The 17,302-nt window shown below is 36.7% G+C and carries 14 protein-coding genes; 3 read left to right on the top strand and 11 right to left on the bottom strand.

Features of this window, described 5'->3' with window-relative positions:
• Nucleotide 1 precedes the first annotated feature (1 nt).
• The 4 genes from aroA to HZB59_07070 all read right to left on the bottom strand — a co-directional run bounded on the left by aroA (nucleotide 2) and on the right by HZB59_07070 (nucleotide 4,392).
• Nucleotides 2-1,264 carry a 3-phosphoshikimate 1-carboxyvinyltransferase gene (aroA, locus tag HZB59_07085; protein MBI5021182.1) on the bottom strand — a complete coding sequence of 421 codons (1,263 nt, stop codon included), beginning with the start codon at nucleotides 1,262-1,264 and terminating at the stop codon, nucleotides 2-4.
• A complete protein-coding gene (gene aroD / locus HZB59_07080; GenBank protein MBI5021181.1) occupies nucleotides 1,264-2,685 on the bottom strand; it encodes a type I 3-dehydroquinate dehydratase in 1,422 nt (473 codons plus the stop codon). Before aroD ends, aroA begins: the two co-directional genes overlap by 1 nt.
• Nucleotides 2,682-3,767, bottom strand: coding sequence for a 3-dehydroquinate synthase (gene aroB, locus HZB59_07075; GenBank protein MBI5021180.1), 1,086 nt, complete (start codon nucleotides 3,765-3,767; stop codon nucleotides 2,682-2,684). The genes aroD and aroB overlap by 4 nt, the downstream gene beginning before the upstream one ends.
• 67 nt (nucleotides 3,768-3,834) lie before the next feature.
• A complete protein-coding gene (locus HZB59_07070) occupies nucleotides 3,835-4,392 on the bottom strand; it encodes an ATP-binding protein (GenBank protein ID MBI5021179.1) in 558 nt (185 codons plus the stop codon).
• Between the two features lie 2 nt (nucleotides 4,393-4,394).
• Between HZB59_07070 and HZB59_07065 the strand changes: the two genes are divergently transcribed.
• Entirely contained in the window at nucleotides 4,395-4,763 is a 369-nt protein-coding gene (locus HZB59_07065; GenBank protein ID MBI5021178.1) for a helix-turn-helix domain-containing protein, read from the top strand.
• Between the two features lie 330 nt (nucleotides 4,764-5,093).
• On the opposite strand, the gene HZB59_07060 is transcribed toward HZB59_07065, so the two are convergent.
• The 4 genes from HZB59_07060 to HZB59_07045 form a co-directional block, all read right to left on the bottom strand.
• Nucleotides 5,094-6,560: a hypothetical protein gene (locus HZB59_07060; protein ID MBI5021177.1), complete on the bottom strand. Its 1,467-nt coding sequence runs from the start codon at nucleotides 6,558-6,560 to the stop codon at nucleotides 5,094-5,096.
• Nucleotides 6,561-6,661: 101 nt separating this feature from the next.
• Nucleotides 6,662-8,083 carry an ABC transporter permease subunit gene (locus HZB59_07055; protein ID MBI5021176.1) on the bottom strand — a complete coding sequence of 474 codons (1,422 nt, stop codon included), beginning with the start codon at nucleotides 8,081-8,083 and terminating at the stop codon, nucleotides 6,662-6,664.
• 15 nt (nucleotides 8,084-8,098) lie between these two features.
• A complete protein-coding gene (locus HZB59_07050) occupies nucleotides 8,099-9,664 on the bottom strand; it encodes an ABC transporter permease subunit (GenBank protein MBI5021175.1) in 1,566 nt (521 codons plus the stop codon).
• Between the two features lie 50 nt (nucleotides 9,665-9,714).
• Complete coding sequence (locus HZB59_07045) at nucleotides 9,715-10,419, bottom strand: ABC transporter ATP-binding protein (GenBank protein MBI5021174.1); 705 nt, start codon at nucleotides 10,417-10,419, stop codon at nucleotides 9,715-9,717.
• A 418-nt stretch (nucleotides 10,420-10,837) separates the two neighbouring features.
• Between HZB59_07045 and HZB59_07040 the strand changes: the two genes are divergently transcribed.
• Together HZB59_07040 and HZB59_07035 are read left to right on the top strand one after the other, a co-directional pair.
• Nucleotides 10,838-11,053, top strand: coding sequence for a hypothetical protein (locus tag HZB59_07040; GenBank protein MBI5021173.1), 216 nt, complete (start codon nucleotides 10,838-10,840; stop codon nucleotides 11,051-11,053).
• Between the two features lie 105 nt (nucleotides 11,054-11,158).
• Nucleotides 11,159-12,613 carry a radical SAM protein gene (locus tag HZB59_07035; GenBank protein MBI5021172.1) on the top strand — a complete coding sequence of 485 codons (1,455 nt, stop codon included), beginning with the start codon at nucleotides 11,159-11,161 and terminating at the stop codon, nucleotides 12,611-12,613.
• Between the two features lie 208 nt (nucleotides 12,614-12,821).
• Here the strand turns inward: HZB59_07035 and HZB59_07030 are convergent, their stop codons facing one another.
• The 3 genes from HZB59_07030 to HZB59_07020 form a co-directional block, all read right to left on the bottom strand.
• Complete coding sequence (locus tag HZB59_07030) at nucleotides 12,822-13,814, bottom strand: sigma-54-dependent Fis family transcriptional regulator (protein MBI5021171.1); 993 nt, start codon at nucleotides 13,812-13,814, stop codon at nucleotides 12,822-12,824.
• 119 nt (nucleotides 13,815-13,933) lie between these two features.
• Complete coding sequence (locus HZB59_07025; GenBank protein ID MBI5021170.1) at nucleotides 13,934-15,100, bottom strand: efflux RND transporter periplasmic adaptor subunit; 1,167 nt, start codon at nucleotides 15,098-15,100, stop codon at nucleotides 13,934-13,936.
• A gap of 47 nt (nucleotides 15,101-15,147) precedes the next feature.
• Nucleotides 15,148-16,968, bottom strand: coding sequence for a peptidase domain-containing ABC transporter (locus HZB59_07020; GenBank protein ID MBI5021169.1), 1,821 nt, complete (start codon nucleotides 16,966-16,968; stop codon nucleotides 15,148-15,150).
• Nucleotides 16,969-17,302 lie beyond the last annotated feature (334 nt).

Here is a 17,302-nt window from a genome sequence, read left to right as displayed (position 1 = left end):
GTTAACCCTCTAATTTCTGAAATTCTTCCCAAAACTTCGGGAATGATTTAGTAACACACAATGGATTCTGTATACTCATACCATCGACCTGAAGTCCGGCAATTGCGAAACTCATCGCGATTCGATGGTCATTGTAAGTTTCGATGACAGCGCCGTGAAGCTGCTGTGGATGAATAACGAGTTCGTCATCGGTCAATTCAACTCTTGCTCCGATTTTTGTTAATTCTTTTGAAATAGCTTCGAGACGATCGGTTTCTTTGTGTCTTAGGTGTGCAATATTTTTGATCGTTGTTGGACTTTTTGCAAATGTTGCTACAACAGCAAGTGTCGGAACGCAATCGGGCATCTCGTTCATATCGACTTCTATACCGTGTAGTTTACCTCCGTGTATTTCGATACTTTCTGTATGCCTGAGAATTGTGCATCCCATGTCTGATAAAATTGAAATAAATTGGATATCTCCCTGGAGCGACTCAGGCGTAAGATTCGTGACTATCACACGACCTTTTGTTATCGCTGCCGCACCGAAAAAGTAAGTTGTTGAAGATGCGTCCGGTTCGATAGTAAAATCATGCCCGATATATTTTTGTTGATTATTTATTATGAAGGTTTTCATATCGATTGTATCTATAATCGCTCCAAAAGAACGCATAACATGAAGTGTCATGTCTACGTACGGCATCGAGCTAATCTTTCCGTTCACATGTAATGTAATGGTTCGCCTGGCATACGGGGACGAGAGAAGGATTGATGATACAAACTGACTGCTTATGGCTGCATCAATATTAATTCTTCCACCTAAAAAGTTTCCTCCAAGGATCTTCACAGGTGGAAATCCATTTTGGGACGAACATTTAACGCCGTTTGATTTAAGCGCTTCAACCAAATCATTTATCGGGCGTTTATTCATCTGCCCATCTCCGGTTAAAATAGTTTCACCCTCTGCCAAACAAGAGAATGCCGCGAGAAAACGCATTGCGGTGCCTGCATTGCCGACAAATATTTCTTGCGTAGGAGCTTTCAGCTTACCGTTTGAACCGAGGATTTCTAATTTATCGCCATGATCTATTATATTAATTCCGAATTTTCTTAAGGCTTCGATTAAATAGAATGAATCATCACTTCGTGATGGATGATAGATATTTGATGTTCCCTCAGCAAGTGCTGCCGCAATTAGTGCGCGGTTGGTGTAACTTTTAGAAGGAGGAACCTGGATCTCCACATCCACTGATTTTGCGAATCTTATTCTTCTAATTTCTTCCATTATTTCATGCAATCAATAAAATATTTCGATTGAAGTTTTGCTTGTTTTTCAAATAATTCCAATCCGGTAATAATTTTGCATCCTGTTTGAACTGCATCCTGGAGAAGCGGAGTCATAACAGGATTGTAAACCGCATCAATAATCAACATATCTTTCCTTAAGATTTCTTTGTGAACGATTCTTCGTACCGGATTACCTTTCATACCAACAGATGTCCCGTTCATTAGTATATGGGGATTGAGCGAATGAAGTTTATCGAATGTAGTCCACTCGCAACCAATTTCGCGCGCAAGAATTTTCAATTTCTTTGAATCTCTTCCGATGATTGTTGTTCTATAACCATTCCTCATTGAAGAATATACCATAGTTTTTGCTGTTGCCCCTGTACCTAGTACGGCAGCTTCTTTTCCGTTTAACTTTGAATGTTTCTTCACAAGTGAACTGATAGCATCTAAATCAGTATTAAAACCGACCAGCTTGCTCCTCCTTTTAATCACAGTATTAAAAACACCGAACTGTGATGCATCGTCATATACTTTATCAATTAATGGAGCGATCTCTTCTTTAAATGGCATCGTGATGCTTAGACCAGAAAATAAATCTTGGAATGCGGATAGAAATAATCTAAGATCATTAACCAGGAAATTTACGTATACAGCATTGTGAAGCTTTTTCGAAAATACTTCATTGTGAAAATAAATGCCTTTACTATGCTTGACAGGATTTCCAACCAATCCGAAAATCTTCGTTCGATGATTTAACTTGTCGGCATGATAAATATTTTTCAACTCATCGTAAGTCAATTGACCATCAGCGGTTCTAACTTGATCAGATAGGGAGGCGTATGTTAAATAATTTCCGAACTTACCGCCGAGTATTCTGCTGATTTGGCCGGCTTCGCCCATGCAAAGAGCGATTATTTTCTGCCGATCTTTATGTGCTGCCTTCATCAGATCAAATATCACTTTGTTATCAGCGATACCTTTTGCAGTTGTCGCAATCTTAATGATGTGTGCACCAGTCTTTCTCATTAGTCGATAAAGCGGATCGAGATTATTCTGTGTTCCTTCAAAGTTATGATATGAACAGATTATCTTGGTTTCTTTTGATTGAGAGATGATCTTATTTACGAACGTATCTCCCCAGCTATACTCCACATCGACATATTCAGCACCTAGTCGAATGGTTTCAGATAAGATCTCAAATTGTTGATTTGCAGAACCGATAAACTTTCCCCCTTCACTTCTTCTTCGATTAGTGATTATCAACTTTGGTCGCGGATGTTGAAGAAGTTGAGCGAGGTTTAAATCTTTAATGCCATCAATGCGAACCTCGATTATGTTTGAAGCATCATGATATCCTCGAATTACCTTCAGGGTTTCGCGCATCGAATTGGGAGCGGTGGATAAACAAATTTTCATTCCGATAGAACCTGAAAAACAATATTATTGGGAACAGTAAGATCAACTATACCTTTACCGATATTTTTCAATAGTGTATATCTCACGTTTCCGTTCTCAACTTTTTTATCATGGCAAGTTAACTGAACTATTTTGTTTCTATCCATCTTGGGAGGAATGGAAGTGGGCAATCCGTACATTCGGATGAGATTTTGTATGCGCGCGACGGCTGATGATTTTAATAGTCCAAGTGACGCGGAAAATTTGGCTTCTGCGGCCATTCCTATCGCCACCGCTTCACCATGCGAGAGACTATAGTTCGATAAATATTCCACAGCATGGCCGATGGTGTGTCCGAAATTCAGGATTCGGCGTAAACCGGTTTCTCTCTCATCTTTTTCAACAATCATTTTTTTAAGTTCACAACATCTGCTGATGAGATGAATTAAAGAAGATTGTTTGAGATGTATAATATTTTCATGATTCTCTTGAAGGAAGGAGAAAAGATTTCGATCAAGAATTGCGGCATATTTAATCACTTCAGCCATTCCACTACGGAATTGTCGCATTGGTAAAGTTTTAAGTGCCTCGACGTCTATGTAAACTTTTTTGGGATGATAAAATGTACCTATCAGATTTTTCCCAAGCGGATGGTCAATGGCGACTTTACCACCAACACTGCTATCAACTTGAGATAGGAGGGTGGTTGGAATCTGGATGAATGAAATTCCACGCAATAACGTTGAAGCAACAAAACCGGCAAGATCGCCAATCACTCCACCGCCAAGTGCAATGATCAGAGAGTTCCGATCCGGATTATGTCTAAGAAGTTTGTCTTCAAGCTGTTCTTTAGTTTCTCTGGATTTGCTTTTTTCACCGGCAGGAACTGAAATGATAAACGATTCTACGTCATGATACTGAATTGCTTTTAGAAATTCATTGCCATAAAGTAGTTTTACATTCGAATCGGTGATGATAAAATATTTTGAGAACTGATTTCTTGCGGCAAGTTCTTTAGCAACAGAAGCTAGCTTTGTACCAATAATGATAACGTATGAGTTGTCTGCTGATTTAAGTAATTTTACTCTAATATTTTTAGCCATCTGTAGTCTCGATAGTATAGCTATCAAGATACGCAAGCTCTATTGGAAATTCAAATCTGAGAGGATTTCATGTAAGCCACAAATTTCTATCCAAACTCCTATATTGAATCGCCTCACTGATATGCTCCGGTTTGATATCGGGCGACGAGGTAAGGTCTGCGATAGTGCGTCCGACTTTTAGAATTCTATCATAGGCGCGAGCGGATAATCCTAATTTAGTAATCGCCATTTTTAACAGCTCTTCTCCTGCGGAATCGAGCTTACAATAATTTTGCATATCCTTCGATTGCAAATCAGCATTGCAGTACATTCCTTTTCGGTCCACGAATCGTCTCATCTGGACTTCACGTGCCTGCACAACTCGCTCTCGAATTTTCTGTGATGATTCGCTCGTATCTTTGCTTGCTAATTCTTTATACTTCACGGCAGGGACATCGATGTGAAGGTCAATCCTATCGAGAAGTGGACCAGATATCTTTGCCATGTATTTTTGGATTTGAAGTGAATTACAAGTGCATTCTTTTGCAGGATCGGTGAAGTAACCGCATGGGCATCCCTGCGTTGCATTTCTGCGATGTAACCCTAACCGCTCAAAAACCATTATCTGAATCATATCCAATCTCATTGATGACGATCGGTGAGCATCTTAGGAAGAGGCGTCTCGATCTTAAACTCTTCCAAAAGGACATTGCAAAAATACTAGGGGTAACTACTGATACTGTTACAAACTGGGAGAAGAACAGAAGTAACCCGACATTGAAAGTAATGCCTATAATCATAAATTTCCTTTGCTATAATCCATTGGAAGGTAATGTAGAAACTATTAGGGGAAAAATCAAGCAATATCGATGGAAACGAGGTCTAAGTATAAAGGCTCTCGCTAATATATTGAAAATTGATCCATCAACGCTTGCGAGGTGGGAGAGAAGCAAAGTTGAGCCACGTGGAATGGTCAAAAAGCGTATAAATTCACTTTTTAAGAACTTAACTGGATGAATAAAACTAGCGGTTAACCAGTATGAGCAGTTTTCAAATCTGTAGGTTCATTTCGTGAGCGCGATACAATGATCGAAAGATTGTCACACTACCACAGTTTATTTTTTTCACCTACTTTTAGAAAATGTGCATTGCTATTGGAACTTTTTGGCATAGATCAAGACTCGATATTCCTTCCTTTTTGTTCCAATACCTTTTAGGAAGAAATCCGATATCTTTTCTAAAAATTCCTTTTATATAATAATTGTTAACACAATTCAGTAATTGATTATTATCGTTTCCGGACTTACTGATTTATCTATTGATACGTATTAATAATATCGCATTAAGTTACTTCCGGCTCAATTTTATTCCAAATATCACAACACTAATGACTACGCCAATTAGTAGAATTATTAGAAGCGTAGTCCCGAAAATATTTGCACTTGAAACAATGTGAACGCGAATCTTCTTATCATCTGATTCTACCTTTCGGTTATTTGCATATGATTCTGTCCTTATTGTTGCTTCATAATCACCAATACTAACATCCGCAGGTGGAGTAATTGTAACGGAAATCTCTTCTTCTTTGCCGGGAAGCAAGGAAGAGATCAAATCGGGATTGGTGATTGATATCCAGTTCAAAGGAGCTTCAGTTTTAACTTTGATATTATCAAGACGGCGGGTTCCATCGTTGTAGATTGTTAAGCTCATATGGACATTTTCTCCAGGATTGAGTTCCTGATAGAAGTTTGTTGCTCTCACCTGAATTCGTCCGATACCGCGCGGAACAAGCTCAAGTCGGACGAAGCTGACTTTCATTTTCTCAAGTTCACTTGTGCTATACTTCTTTTCTCTATTAGCTATACCATCTAACTTTGCTTGTGGGATCGCTGCTGCATAAAAGCTAATGGGTTGATCAATGATGAGCGATGTACTATCGTATCGGTCAGGTAAGTAAATGGCCAGTGAAAGTTTCCTTGCGTTAATATCTTGCGAAAACTTTACTTGTGAAAGGCGTGCATTCGTCTGTGCTTCAAAAAAATCGAATGCAATTTGCCTGGGTAGATTTAGTACCTCAAGTTTGTATACATTTTCCATGCTTGAAAAAAGTTCAAGCGTCAAATCGTAATTTGCTCGGGTTCCGAGGTCTGCTTCTTGTGAGAATTGTTCAGAAGTTAATAAAACCTTATTTGCACTTTCATCTTTCTGCAAGTATATTATTTTCTCTTCTGATTTATCACCGTACACACATTTGACTGTAACGTTATCAACGTCCTGAAGTAAAAAAAAATCAACGATTACAGGTTGGTTGTACGGCATCGATGCTACTTTTGCTTCATATGGTCGACTTATAATGGCACGTTGGTCGTTGATCAGTGAAACATATATATTTGAAATCTGATCAGTCCTGATTCCTTCAAAATCCTCAAGTTGTATTCTCTTTTCTTCCACTAATCCACCCGTAGTATTTATTAGCGTGAGACGTACCCGCTTCTTGCCATCTCTTGATTGGTACTTGACAGCTTTATCAATTGTAATATGCGGCTGTTCGAACGCAAGTGATAGAATCGCCTGTTGATATGTAATCTGTGCGGTTTTAAACCGGGCTTCAGATTCGTTGAATTCTTTCTCTGATATCAAACCTTTATCGTGTAGCATCTTTTGACGGCCAAACTCTTCTTTTTGTACTTTATAATCGCTTTGTACTTTTTCTAGATACAAAGATTTAAACCGCTCATCATTAGGATTATATAACATTTGGCTTGAGGAAATATCAAGAAGGATAAAAAATAGTGGGAGTATATATTTTACCATAATGATCATTTCTTTTAAGATTGTAGGGTTATAATTGGTAATCTTATAACTATTCATTGTCTTCAAGGACTTCTCATATAAATTGCTTCTGTGATTAGATATCATTGTCGCACATCCATTCTCAAGAATTGGAAAAGAGCAAGAATAAAGAAAAAAATGTTAAGAATTATTAAATAGCAGATAGACTTCAACGATTGCACAATATCTATACTGCTTACATGTCGTGATGGGGCAATAAATCGTGGTACTATAGCTGGGTCAACTGGTTTATTAGACATTGATCTAATTTTCGGATTTAGATCAATGCGATGCCTGCTTAGTTGATCAAGTTTATCCTGGTCATAAATAAATTGAACCAATTGAGATCGATACTGCCTAGCTCTCTGAAAGAATTTTTTATGGTATGATAAACCAGTATTAGCAAACCGTTCCATTGATTGCTTAAATGCTCCATAGGGTGAAAACAAATTGAACGATTCTGCTTTGATTGCTTGATTCGTGAGTTCCATGAATCGCTGAGTAATAAATTGTTCGAATGCATTATTTCGCTGATTAAGATATCGTTCGACAACTTTCCAATTCTCCTCATTATCTCTTCCTTGAATGCATTCATAATATTCTTGTGGTGTTTCACTCGATGTAGTGCTTAGAAGAGAGTGCCATTTTTCATCATATACTTGTTTTGATTCAACCGGGTAGTACTGCTGTACGATCATACCACCGATATAAGGACTTAAGATAACAAGAATTACCCAGGACACTAGTAGCAATGCCAAACTCGTTGATGACTTGGCAACACTCGAAGAAATCCATAACCCTAACAAGATGAACATAGATAAATAGATGGTTGATAGAACACCAGTTAATAACGTTTCAAGAGGGAACGATATAAGCACATTTTGACCAATAACAATCTGGAAGATTATGATACTAAAAAGTGAACCGATGAAGACAGCGAGAAGCAGTAGAACAAGTATGGCAACGAACTTGCCAAGAAGTATCTGTACACGAGGTACTGCGTTTGAAAGTTGTTGCTTCAGTGTTCCCTCTTCACGATCACGTGAGACGGAGTCGAAGGTAAGAACGATAGCGAAGAAACTCAACACGATCCCAATAATGAAAGTGAGATCGAAGTCTGTGTAGTTTTCTATTTTGTAGTTTTTACCGGAACCACCCACAATCATACCACCTGATGCTGAAGCTCCTTGGGGTGCATTGGGAGCAATAACAAAAGCTTTCGGGAAGCGAGATTCATTACCTGACGTGAAATAACTAGAGAGTTCCTGAAACTTCACGAGCAAAATTCCTTCCTCGTATAGTTTTTCTAAACCTTGCTGCGAGGTTTCCAAATTCGATTGATATATCAATTGGTTACGGCTGTCCTTCACCTTTTCATTTAGATACTTCTTGGAGAAAATGAAGCTTCCTCCTGTGTATACAATTAGAACGAAAAGAAGACCTATCACAAAACGCAGACTTAGAAGATTATGTTTGATTTCGTTGAGAATTAATGTTGTTATCATTCACCGCCTCACTAACTATCGTAGATCGTAAGATTTCATACTTTTACCAGACATGAAGAAAAGGATAGCAAAATAAAATAGGGTTGGTACAAAGCTCCCAACTGCTTTGGAGAAATCAGTTGTGATGTTTGATTGCTGAGCATTGAATATCGGTGCATCTCTCATATCGAGTGGTGGTTGATCATTGATATATGGAACCAAATTCGGATTTTGCATATATAGCGCCATTCGCTGTTCTGTTGCCTTTCGGTTGATTTGATCTTTGCTTAAACGGCTGAAATACAGGTAAGCGTTGTTTGAGAATATACCTTTTTGGTCAAGATAAGTAAGATATTGTGTTCGGTACTGTCGAGCTTGCTCGAAGAAGTCGTCAACATTATCAATGTCACTTTGGGAGAGAATCGCAATAGTACGCGAATACATTGCAGCAGGAGAAAGAAGTTCTAACGTTCGTTTCCATTTAAGTTGTTTATTGAGATTGGTGATAAAATGATTCTTGTAAAGATCGAACTCCTTTTCAGCACAATTGCCGAGTTTACGATAAATACGAATCTGTTGCATCCCGTATTCGAGGATATCATATGTTGCGTCTGTGATAATGGGACGAATTCTAATATTACCCCAACCAATCACCGTGCTGTATCCAAGTGCAGAATAGTATACGCGTTTCGTTGGATCCTCAAATAGACTACCGTACTGCTGTTGGAGTTGTTCCAGTTCCTTCATAGCTCCGCAGTTATCATCGGTAAATACGGATTGTGCGTTTTGCAGCCATTGTTTATTTTCAAATTCTGTCACAATGTAGGTATTGAGATTCGGTTGCAGAATAGCTAGAAAAAACCAGAGTAACAATAAAACTGCGAGGGATGTTGATGAATGGTTAAATTTGAGAGATGCAATAATACCAAGTGCTCCCAAAAGAGCTAGATAAAAAATCGTGGCAATAGCCATTAGAAGTACGCGTAAATAAGAACCAGATTCAATTGGTATACCAGAAAATACACGGACCATGATAATAGTCAGTATGTAAGTTAAGAAGACTACAAATGAGATGATCATTATTGTGCCAATGAATTTACCGTAAAGTATATTCATCCGTGCGACTGGATTGGAAAGTGCCAGTCGTAGTGTTCCCTGTTCTTTCTCACCCGAGAAAGAATCGAACGTTAACAGAATTACGAGTAAGCTAAATAGAACCCGTGCAACAGTTGCAATATCAAGTGAATCGAATATGCTCATCATCGGATTCAAACCAGCTTCTCTTGGTTTGTACAAAGGTACTTCGTTGATTTCAATGTTCACAGTTATCGGTGTCGGTATATCGATTCCGCGACTAAAGACACTGAGAGGAGATGGAGGAAGGTAAACAACCGGCTTATATTGTGAATAGACTTTAATGCTACTCAAGATAGATTGACTCTCCGTCAGCAGCTTGTCATATTCTACCTTTTTTGCGTGATAATCGCCACTGGCAACTATAGTTGCCACTAGAATCAGTGCTATCGCAATGATAAACGAGATGACTACTCGAAAATCAAGTATTTTTTCGAGGAACTCTTTTTTAGCTATTGTCCAAATCATGATATCTCAAAAAATGCTGAACTATTTTTTCTTTTAATTTATTTTTGTACTTACTCCATATATTTCAGATATAGCTCTTCTAAATCCTCATTCTCCAAATCTTTTTTTGTTTTTTCAATAATAAGAACACCCTCCTTCATTATTCCAATCTTGTCGGCAATCTCCTTGGCGCGAAAGATATCATGTGTTGACATCAGCATCGCTTTGCCTTCAGTTTTTAAATGCAACAACAGTTTTAGAAAATCTGATGCAGCTAACGGATCGAGACCCGATGTGGGTTCATCGAGTAGAAGAGCTGGTGCTTGTTTTAATATTGCAATAGCGATACCAAGCTTTTGACGCATACCCTTTGAAAATGTTTTTACGCGCTGCTCAAATGCACGCTCTGGCAAACCGACTTCTTTCAGTACCAAATGGTAATCTTCTTTTTTCAAATCTTTCCGACCTGCAAGCTTTGTGAAAAAGTCGAGGTTCTGCCGTGCAGTGAAGTTACCGTATAGCATTACATTTTCAGAGACATATGCAGCATGTTTCTTAGCATCGAGCGGATTCTTTGTACAGTCAATGCCGTTTATAATCGCAGTACCACTTGTTGGTTCTATGAAGTTGAAGAAAAGATTGATAGTGGTTGTCTTACCGGCACCGTTAGCACCAAGTAGGGCATATATTTGCCCGGGCTGAACATCGAGGTTCAGATTGTTGAGGGCAACTAAACCATCCTCGTATTGCTTAGTGAGATTAATTGCTTGAATCATGGATTGACTCTTCTATAGCTGAATAAGATATTTAAATTTTAAAATAATAATGTGAGAAGATTGTATAGTGCATTAAGATTATTCTCCTCGAGTAACTTCATATAAGAAGTTGAATCCAGAAGGCTGTCGAGAACCAAGTGTATATTACAAACATTTTTAAAGAATGTCAAGCCAGATTAAAGAGAATAAGCTACAATTCTTCAACGATTTTAGAGCCCCTTATATTTATTTAAAACTTACAAGGGGGAAAGAACAAAGGTGCACAATAATGCACAAATTATTTTTAAAGTGGAGAATAGATTTTTTTATTTTCTTAATGCATTATAAAGATTTATTGATATTCTATTGGCATCATATTTGAAGTAACTAAATACATAAAATATTCTTCAAAACATTTTTTGAAAGGAGGTGATTAAATATGGTGGAATTAATCGGTGGAAACATTAGTCCCGATATAGGTGGTGGTGGTTGTTCTTGCAATTGCAGTTGCGGTTGTGTCTGTAGTTGTTACCAGTCAGACTTGAACTCGAACACGAACAGTCACGCAGCTTCAGTTCAAAGTAGCACTTCACTTTTGAATGACTCTCAAGCTTCTGTTAATACTGTTCCGTGCGGAACGTTGAAACAATACTGATAGCCGCCCAATAAAGGATCGACCCCTAATTAAGGAATATCTTTATTAGGGGTTCGTTTTATTTAAATCAATCTATTATTTTTAAATATGAATATAGGCTATTAAATGAATTACTATAAATTCAAAACCCCTGAAAAGTTTTATCTTTATGACGTACATACAAATCATATTCTTAGAATGGAGCAATCACTCTGGCAACATATTGGTAGTAGGGTAAATAAGTCAATTCATATTGAAGATGACGTGGATGAGGAATTATTAGTAAAAATTCGAGATCTGCAAAATAATTACGGCATTTTACCTAAAAAACCACCCCCATCTGAGATTCAAAATCCTATCTGCGATGATCACATGATTGATCATTTAAGTTCAAAACTTCAATATCTGACCCTCAATGTGACTGAACAATGTAATTTTCGCTGTGTATATTGTGCTTATGGTGATTGTTATCAATCAAAACGTAAACACTCCACTATACACATGTCCTGGCGGGTTGCAAAAAAAGCAGTTGATTTCTTTCTGGAGAGAAGTATTCAAGCTCGCGACATATCAGTCGGTTTCTATGGTGGGGAGCCGTTGATTGTATACAATTTGATTCGCAGAACGGTAAAATACATTCAATCAAGAACGTCAAGGGATATATCCTACCACCTCACTACGAATGGTAGCCTTTTGACTGAGAAAATAATTAAGTTTCTGATTGAACATAAATTTACAATCAATATTAGTCTCGACGGTCCAGAGCATATCCATGATAGATATCGATTAACGGTAGGTCAGCATCCAACCTATGAGAAAATTATTGAAAACATCAAGCTTATTCAATCTATTGATATGATATATTATCGGAAAAAAGTGGGGTTCCTTCCCACAATGGCACCACCTTACGACTTATTTGCAATTGTGAATTATTTTGCAGATGAAGAAATATTTACAAATGGAACCTTGAGATTTAGTCTGGTAAACGAATATGATACAACTTTTTATTCTAGATTTAATATGAAACAAATGTCGAGGATTTATTCGAAACAAATCGTAATATTGAAGAAAAAATATATTTCATTTTTTAGGAATCCACCTGATAATACTTCGGATCAAAGAATGTTCACGGTTCTAACAAAATTTTTTTCAGGTTCATATATTCGACTTCATCATCGACCGCTTCTTCCTTTAAGTGGTACGTGTTATCCTAATGGTATTTGTATACCTGGAATGAGAAAAATATTTATTACAATTAATGGTGATATTTGTATGTGTGAAAAGCTAGAGAATGCATGGGTGATCGGAAATATTTATGATGGTTTCAATATCCAGAACATATCTGAGCTAATCAATCGCTATGTCAAAATCTGTTCTTCACAACGTTGCGAAAAATGCTGGGCGAGACGTATATGTGATCTATGCTTTACTAGTATGTTCAATGGCAACCAGGTATCTCCTGAACGTAAGCATTCAGACTGCGTAATTAAAAAGAGATCCCTTGCCAGTTACATTAGAGAATATTGTTATATAATGGAAAAAAATCCTGAAGCGTTTAAAGGCACTAAGATATCAGGATAAAATTCTTCTTCGAGTAAACTGAGATCTATTGCTGTCATATTCATCTGAATAGGTCTTGTTTAACTGCTTTTATGAAAGAATGTTTTGGTCATACTTTTTTCTTTTTATAAAAACATCATAAAATTATCATAAGACAATTATTAACAGTATCCTTACTTTGTATGTTTTGACTATAGAATCCCGATGTAAATAATATTCTCAAATGAGATTATTTTTGATTATTGCGTAATAATAGGGAGGTTCTTATATTATTTATATCGATTTGATGTTTCTTGATATAATAATAAAGGGTGTTTCTATGTACATGCAAATACCTTGCAGATTTATTAATACATCCATTAAATTGTTGCAATGTATCAACGATAATTTGAAGCTCTCTGTGATTATTTTTGTATATAGGATTATCTAATTTTATATCATCTATATCAATGGATGCTTTTCCATTGGTTAATAATATTGACTGATGAATGCATGCATCGAGTTCTCTTATGTTCCCGGGCCATCCGTGGTCTAGTAATTTATTATATGCTCCCAAACTTAAGTATTTTGTACCATTAGAATACTTTCTAACAAAATGTTCTGAAAGTACTTTGATATCATCTTTTCTTTCTCTCAAAGGCGGAACGAAAATTGTACAACTCGCTAATCGATAATACAAATCTTGCCTGAATTTCTTCTCATGAACAAGAGATTTAAGGTTTGAATTCGTTGTAGCGATTATTCTAATATCCAATGGAATTCTTTTTTCACTTCCGACGCGATAAATACTGCGATCTTCAAAAACATGCAAGAGTTTCACCTGAAGATGATATGGTATTTCGCTAATCTCATCTATTACTATTGTTCCATTATTTGCCCGCTCGAAATATCCTCTATGATCTCTAAGGGCGTTCGTGAAGGATCCCTTTTCAAATCCAAAAAATTCTGACTCAAATAATGTTTCAGGAATTGAACCACAATTTACCTGTATGAACGGTCTGCCCGCTCTACTACTCTTTGCATAGATATAGCGAGCAATAACGTCCTTTCCGACCCCATTCTCACCTTCTATTAAAACAGATATGTCTGATTGAGCGAATTTTTCTGCTTTCTCTAATATCTCCAACATAACACAACTAGAGAAAATAAATCTCTCTCGACATTCTAAATCACCATAGGTTATTGCCATGATTTGATTATTAGCTTGATTTGCTGTTTTCATAGATCTTTTGTATTAAGTTATGTAATTAAATTTCAATTAGCTCAAGTTATCATATCAATCGAAAATAGATGAGCTGGGTAATGGTAATAGAGTTATATTTTCTTATTCATTCCTAGCATTTATAAACTCGCTCTTGAATTTTTCAATTCTTTCCATATAAAATCGATGATGCGTCCAGAACCAGTCTTGATTTTTCCTTCGACATTATAACCGCGTCGTAATTTGCCTCGGATTACGGAATTCAAACTCAACGAATCTATATCTATCGTAACTCTAAATAATCCAATAAATTTAGTTTGTTCTGCGCTTACCGGTTCGGATGCGATTGAAACGACTCTCCCGGAGAAAAATCCATACTTCATAAATGGCAATGCTTTAATCGAGATGCTCACCAAATCACCTGTTTTAATCTCATGTATTTCTTGATCATTTAAAAAAAGATTCACTCGCCAGTAATCTAAGCCTCCAATTTCAATTAGGGGGTCTCCTTCACGAATAAGTGATCCATTCAATCGTTCAACATTTTCAGTTAAGACAACTCCCGAAACTGGAGAAAAAATAGTTAGTTGACGTGTCACTTCATTTAGAATTGTTATTTGTTTTTCAAGTTGTTTTAATTCACTGAGTTCTTTCTGGATATTCAACAGGTTTAGATCTATTTCTTCGATTTTGGATGTATGATATCGAATTACCGCTTCTGCAGATGAAATATCTGATAAAGCGATATCGATTCCCGTATGCGTACCGACTTTATAATGTGCAGAGAAAGAATCATCGTATGCATTGAACCCATACTGGAGAAGACTATTTCGAAACTGAGCTTTCGATCTAATTAGTTTAGCCTTTGCGTCCAATAATAGCTCAACCTCTTGTTGTCGTTGAACATCAATAACTTGTATGGTTTTTTGGTAATCGTATTTTTTTGATTGGTATTCCGATTCAATTTTTATTAGTTGATTTTCGAAACTCAGTGAATCTAATCTCGCGATGATTTGACCTTTCTGAACTATAGCACCAGTTGAAGTATTTATTTGCTGAATGATACCAGTTTGGTTGCTCCGAACTGGGATAACTATTTTTGGCTCAAGAATTCCATTTGCATCAATGGTTGTGTCAAATGTTATCGTAAAAGCAATTACTAAACCTGTTAAAAATGATAAAGAAAAGATAAAAAACACGATTTTCATTACATGCTGTAAAAATGTTATCGGTGTGCCAGGTATTGTGCCTAGATCGGGTAATTGGTAATCGTACAATTGTATTTTTTCCTGTTGAGAATCTGGCATAAAAATTGGTCTCTTTATGAATTTAGAATATAAAACATATTGTCATTTCACATTGAGATTTTTGTTCGTACGCTATGTGAACAATCCTTACTATCTGCGGTTGCAATCTTATACATTTGATAATAAAGAGAATTGTTCTTTAATAAATTCTGATGGTCATCGATTCCGATAATTTGTCCAGCATCCATCACGCAGATTTTATCTGCAAGTGCTGTAGACCCGATGCGGTGGGTAATCAAGACTATCGTTCGTCCCTGCCAATACATGATGAGCTCCTTCAGGATCTCCAATTCTGTTAAAACATCCAAGTTGGATGTTGCCTCATCCAAAATGAGGATAGGAGTATTTCTAACAAGTGCTCGAGCAATTGCCAACCGTTGACGTTGACCTCCGGATATGCTGGCACCCCATTCAGCGATTGGTGTCTCAAATCCATAAGGCATCTCGGTGATCATTTTATCTAAATGACAAATACGTACAGCCTCTTCAACAACTGTTTTAGATGGATTCTCACACGCAAGTATTAAATTATCCCAAACAGTTCCTCTAACAAGGCCTATTTCTTGCATCACAACAGAGATATGGCGACGCAAATCATAGAGCGGAATCTCATTGATTGGTATACCATCAATCAATATTTTACCAGCGGTGGGATCATTAAAGCGGGTGAGTAAACGGGTAATCGTTGTTTTACCGCTACCGCTTGGGCCAAAAATGCAAAAAACACTTCCTGCACATACAGTAAATGATATATCCTTCAACACAGGTTTATGAGGTTCGTAGCTAAATGAAATATGACTAAACTCAACACCTCCCTTTATATATACTTTATTCTCAATTGTTGAATTCACTTCATATGCAGTTAAAGGAGATTGTTCCGGCTTAATATTTAAGTATTCGAACATACGATTCAGACTAACCGAAGTTTGTTGGACATCATTGAAAAGGCCGACGAGATTTAAGATAGGACCGTAAAGGTACCCAATATAACCAGAGAATGCAATGTATTCTCCTAAAGTCATTTGACGAGAAAAGATTAACGTCCATCCAAACCAAGTATAAATCGCAGTGTTGAGTATTGATAAAAATCCAGTAGATATCCCAAAAAGATGGCTTGTGCCAACTGCATGGAATTGAGCATGGAGTGCACTTTTCACCGAATCCCTAGCTCGTTTAAACATTAGACGTTCAGCTGCCATGGATTTTAAGATTCTAATCTGGCTAAGCGCTTCAACTTGAATTGCATTAACTTCAGCGGCGGCTTCGGCAGATTTCTTCCATAATCGCCGGAGGACTTTGCCGGAAAAAAATGTTATTACCGCTGATACCGGTATTAAAATCAACGAGGCAACTGCTAACTTCCACTGTAATAGAAATAATACAGGTGGTACTAAAGTTAAATACCATGTATTCATGAGAATATTACTTAGAATTTGCGAAGCACTATTTAGTGAAGATCGGACGTCGCCAAAACGACTGGTAATCTCCCCAACACGGTGTTCCTCGTAAAATGTAATTGGCAAATATTGTAAATGATTGAAGAACATTAAGCTTAGAGTACCTCCCATAATCGAACTTATGTAAGTTGTGTAATAAGATCGTAAAGTACCCATCAACATGTTGGAAATACTAATTACCAACGTCCCTATTACAATAATATGCATCAATGTTACATTCTGGGAAGGATAGACTTCATCAATGAGTAATTTAGATGTATATGGTAAAAGAAGAGCAATAATACCAGTAATGGCAGATATTTTTATTGAACGAAATAGATGGGGCCAAAATGGTTGAATTAATTTCATCAAGCGAATAAATTGCCCGACGATTAATGAAATCGAATTAGAATTATTATCTGTTTTAAGCATTTCTAATTTTATATTTAGATTAATTCTCTCTGTACTATATAATTCTGAACAGAGTAGATATGATAAAAAAGAAAATCACAATGAAAAAAAATATTTCTTCATTTTAAAATCATTTTAGACCAAATATGAAAACGATTGTTTACCTCAAGCCTTTAACTGTAGATCATACAAATTTATGATCTTGTGATTATGATGTTGACAAAAAGTTAGAATAAAATCAGTATTAATAAATTTGTTCAATAAAAACTTAACTCATTTAATTTGTATGATCGATAAAATCTTTGAAAGGGAATGTTATCATTTCCCCCATGAAAATTAGTCAAATATAAAACTA

The sequence above is a fragment of the Ignavibacteriales bacterium genome, from assembly GCA_016214905.1.
Classification (GTDB): Bacteria; Bacteroidota; Ignavibacteria; order UBA10030; family SZUA-254; genus PNNN01.
This window is presented reverse-complemented; position numbering and strand designations above follow the sequence as displayed.

Bases quoted from the DNA above. Each gene is read 5' to 3' on its own strand.
- HZB59_07060 (MBI5021177.1), bottom strand. From the start codon at position 6,560: ATGGTAAAATATATACTCCCACTATTTTTTATCCTTCTTGATATTTCC.
- HZB59_07045 (MBI5021174.1), bottom strand. From the start codon at position 10,419: ATGATTCAAGCAATTAATCTCACTAAGCAATACGAGGATGGTTTAGTT.
- aroA (MBI5021182.1), bottom strand. From the start codon at position 1,264: ATGGAAGAAATTAGAAGAATAAGATTCGCAAAATCAGTGGATGTGGAG.
- HZB59_07040 (MBI5021173.1), top strand. From the start codon at position 10,838: ATGGTGGAATTAATCGGTGGAAACATTAGTCCCGATATAGGTGGTGGT.
- aroD (MBI5021181.1), bottom strand. From the start codon at position 2,685: ATGAAAATTTGTTTATCCACCGCTCCCAATTCGATGCGCGAAACCCTG.
- HZB59_07020 (MBI5021169.1), bottom strand. From the start codon at position 16,968: ATGCTTAAAACAGATAATAATTCTAATTCGATTTCATTAATCGTCGGG.
- HZB59_07070 (MBI5021179.1), bottom strand. From the start codon at position 4,392: ATGAGATTGGATATGATTCAGATAATGGTTTTTGAGCGGTTAGGGTTA.
- HZB59_07055 (MBI5021176.1), bottom strand. From the start codon at position 8,083: ATGATAACAACATTAATTCTCAACGAAATCAAACATAATCTTCTAAGT.
- HZB59_07050 (MBI5021175.1), bottom strand. From the start codon at position 9,664: ATGATTTGGACAATAGCTAAAAAAGAGTTCCTCGAAAAAATACTTGAT.
- HZB59_07065 (MBI5021178.1), top strand. From the start codon at position 4,395: ATGACGATCGGTGAGCATCTTAGGAAGAGGCGTCTCGATCTTAAACTC.
- HZB59_07025 (MBI5021170.1), bottom strand. From the start codon at position 15,100: ATGCCAGATTCTCAACAGGAAAAAATACAATTGTACGATTACCAATTA.
- HZB59_07035 (MBI5021172.1), top strand. From the start codon at position 11,159: ATGAATTACTATAAATTCAAAACCCCTGAAAAGTTTTATCTTTATGAC.
- HZB59_07030 (MBI5021171.1), bottom strand. From the start codon at position 13,814: ATGAAAACAGCAAATCAAGCTAATAATCAAATCATGGCAATAACCTAT.
- aroB (MBI5021180.1), bottom strand. From the start codon at position 3,767: ATGGCTAAAAATATTAGAGTAAAATTACTTAAATCAGCAGACAACTCA.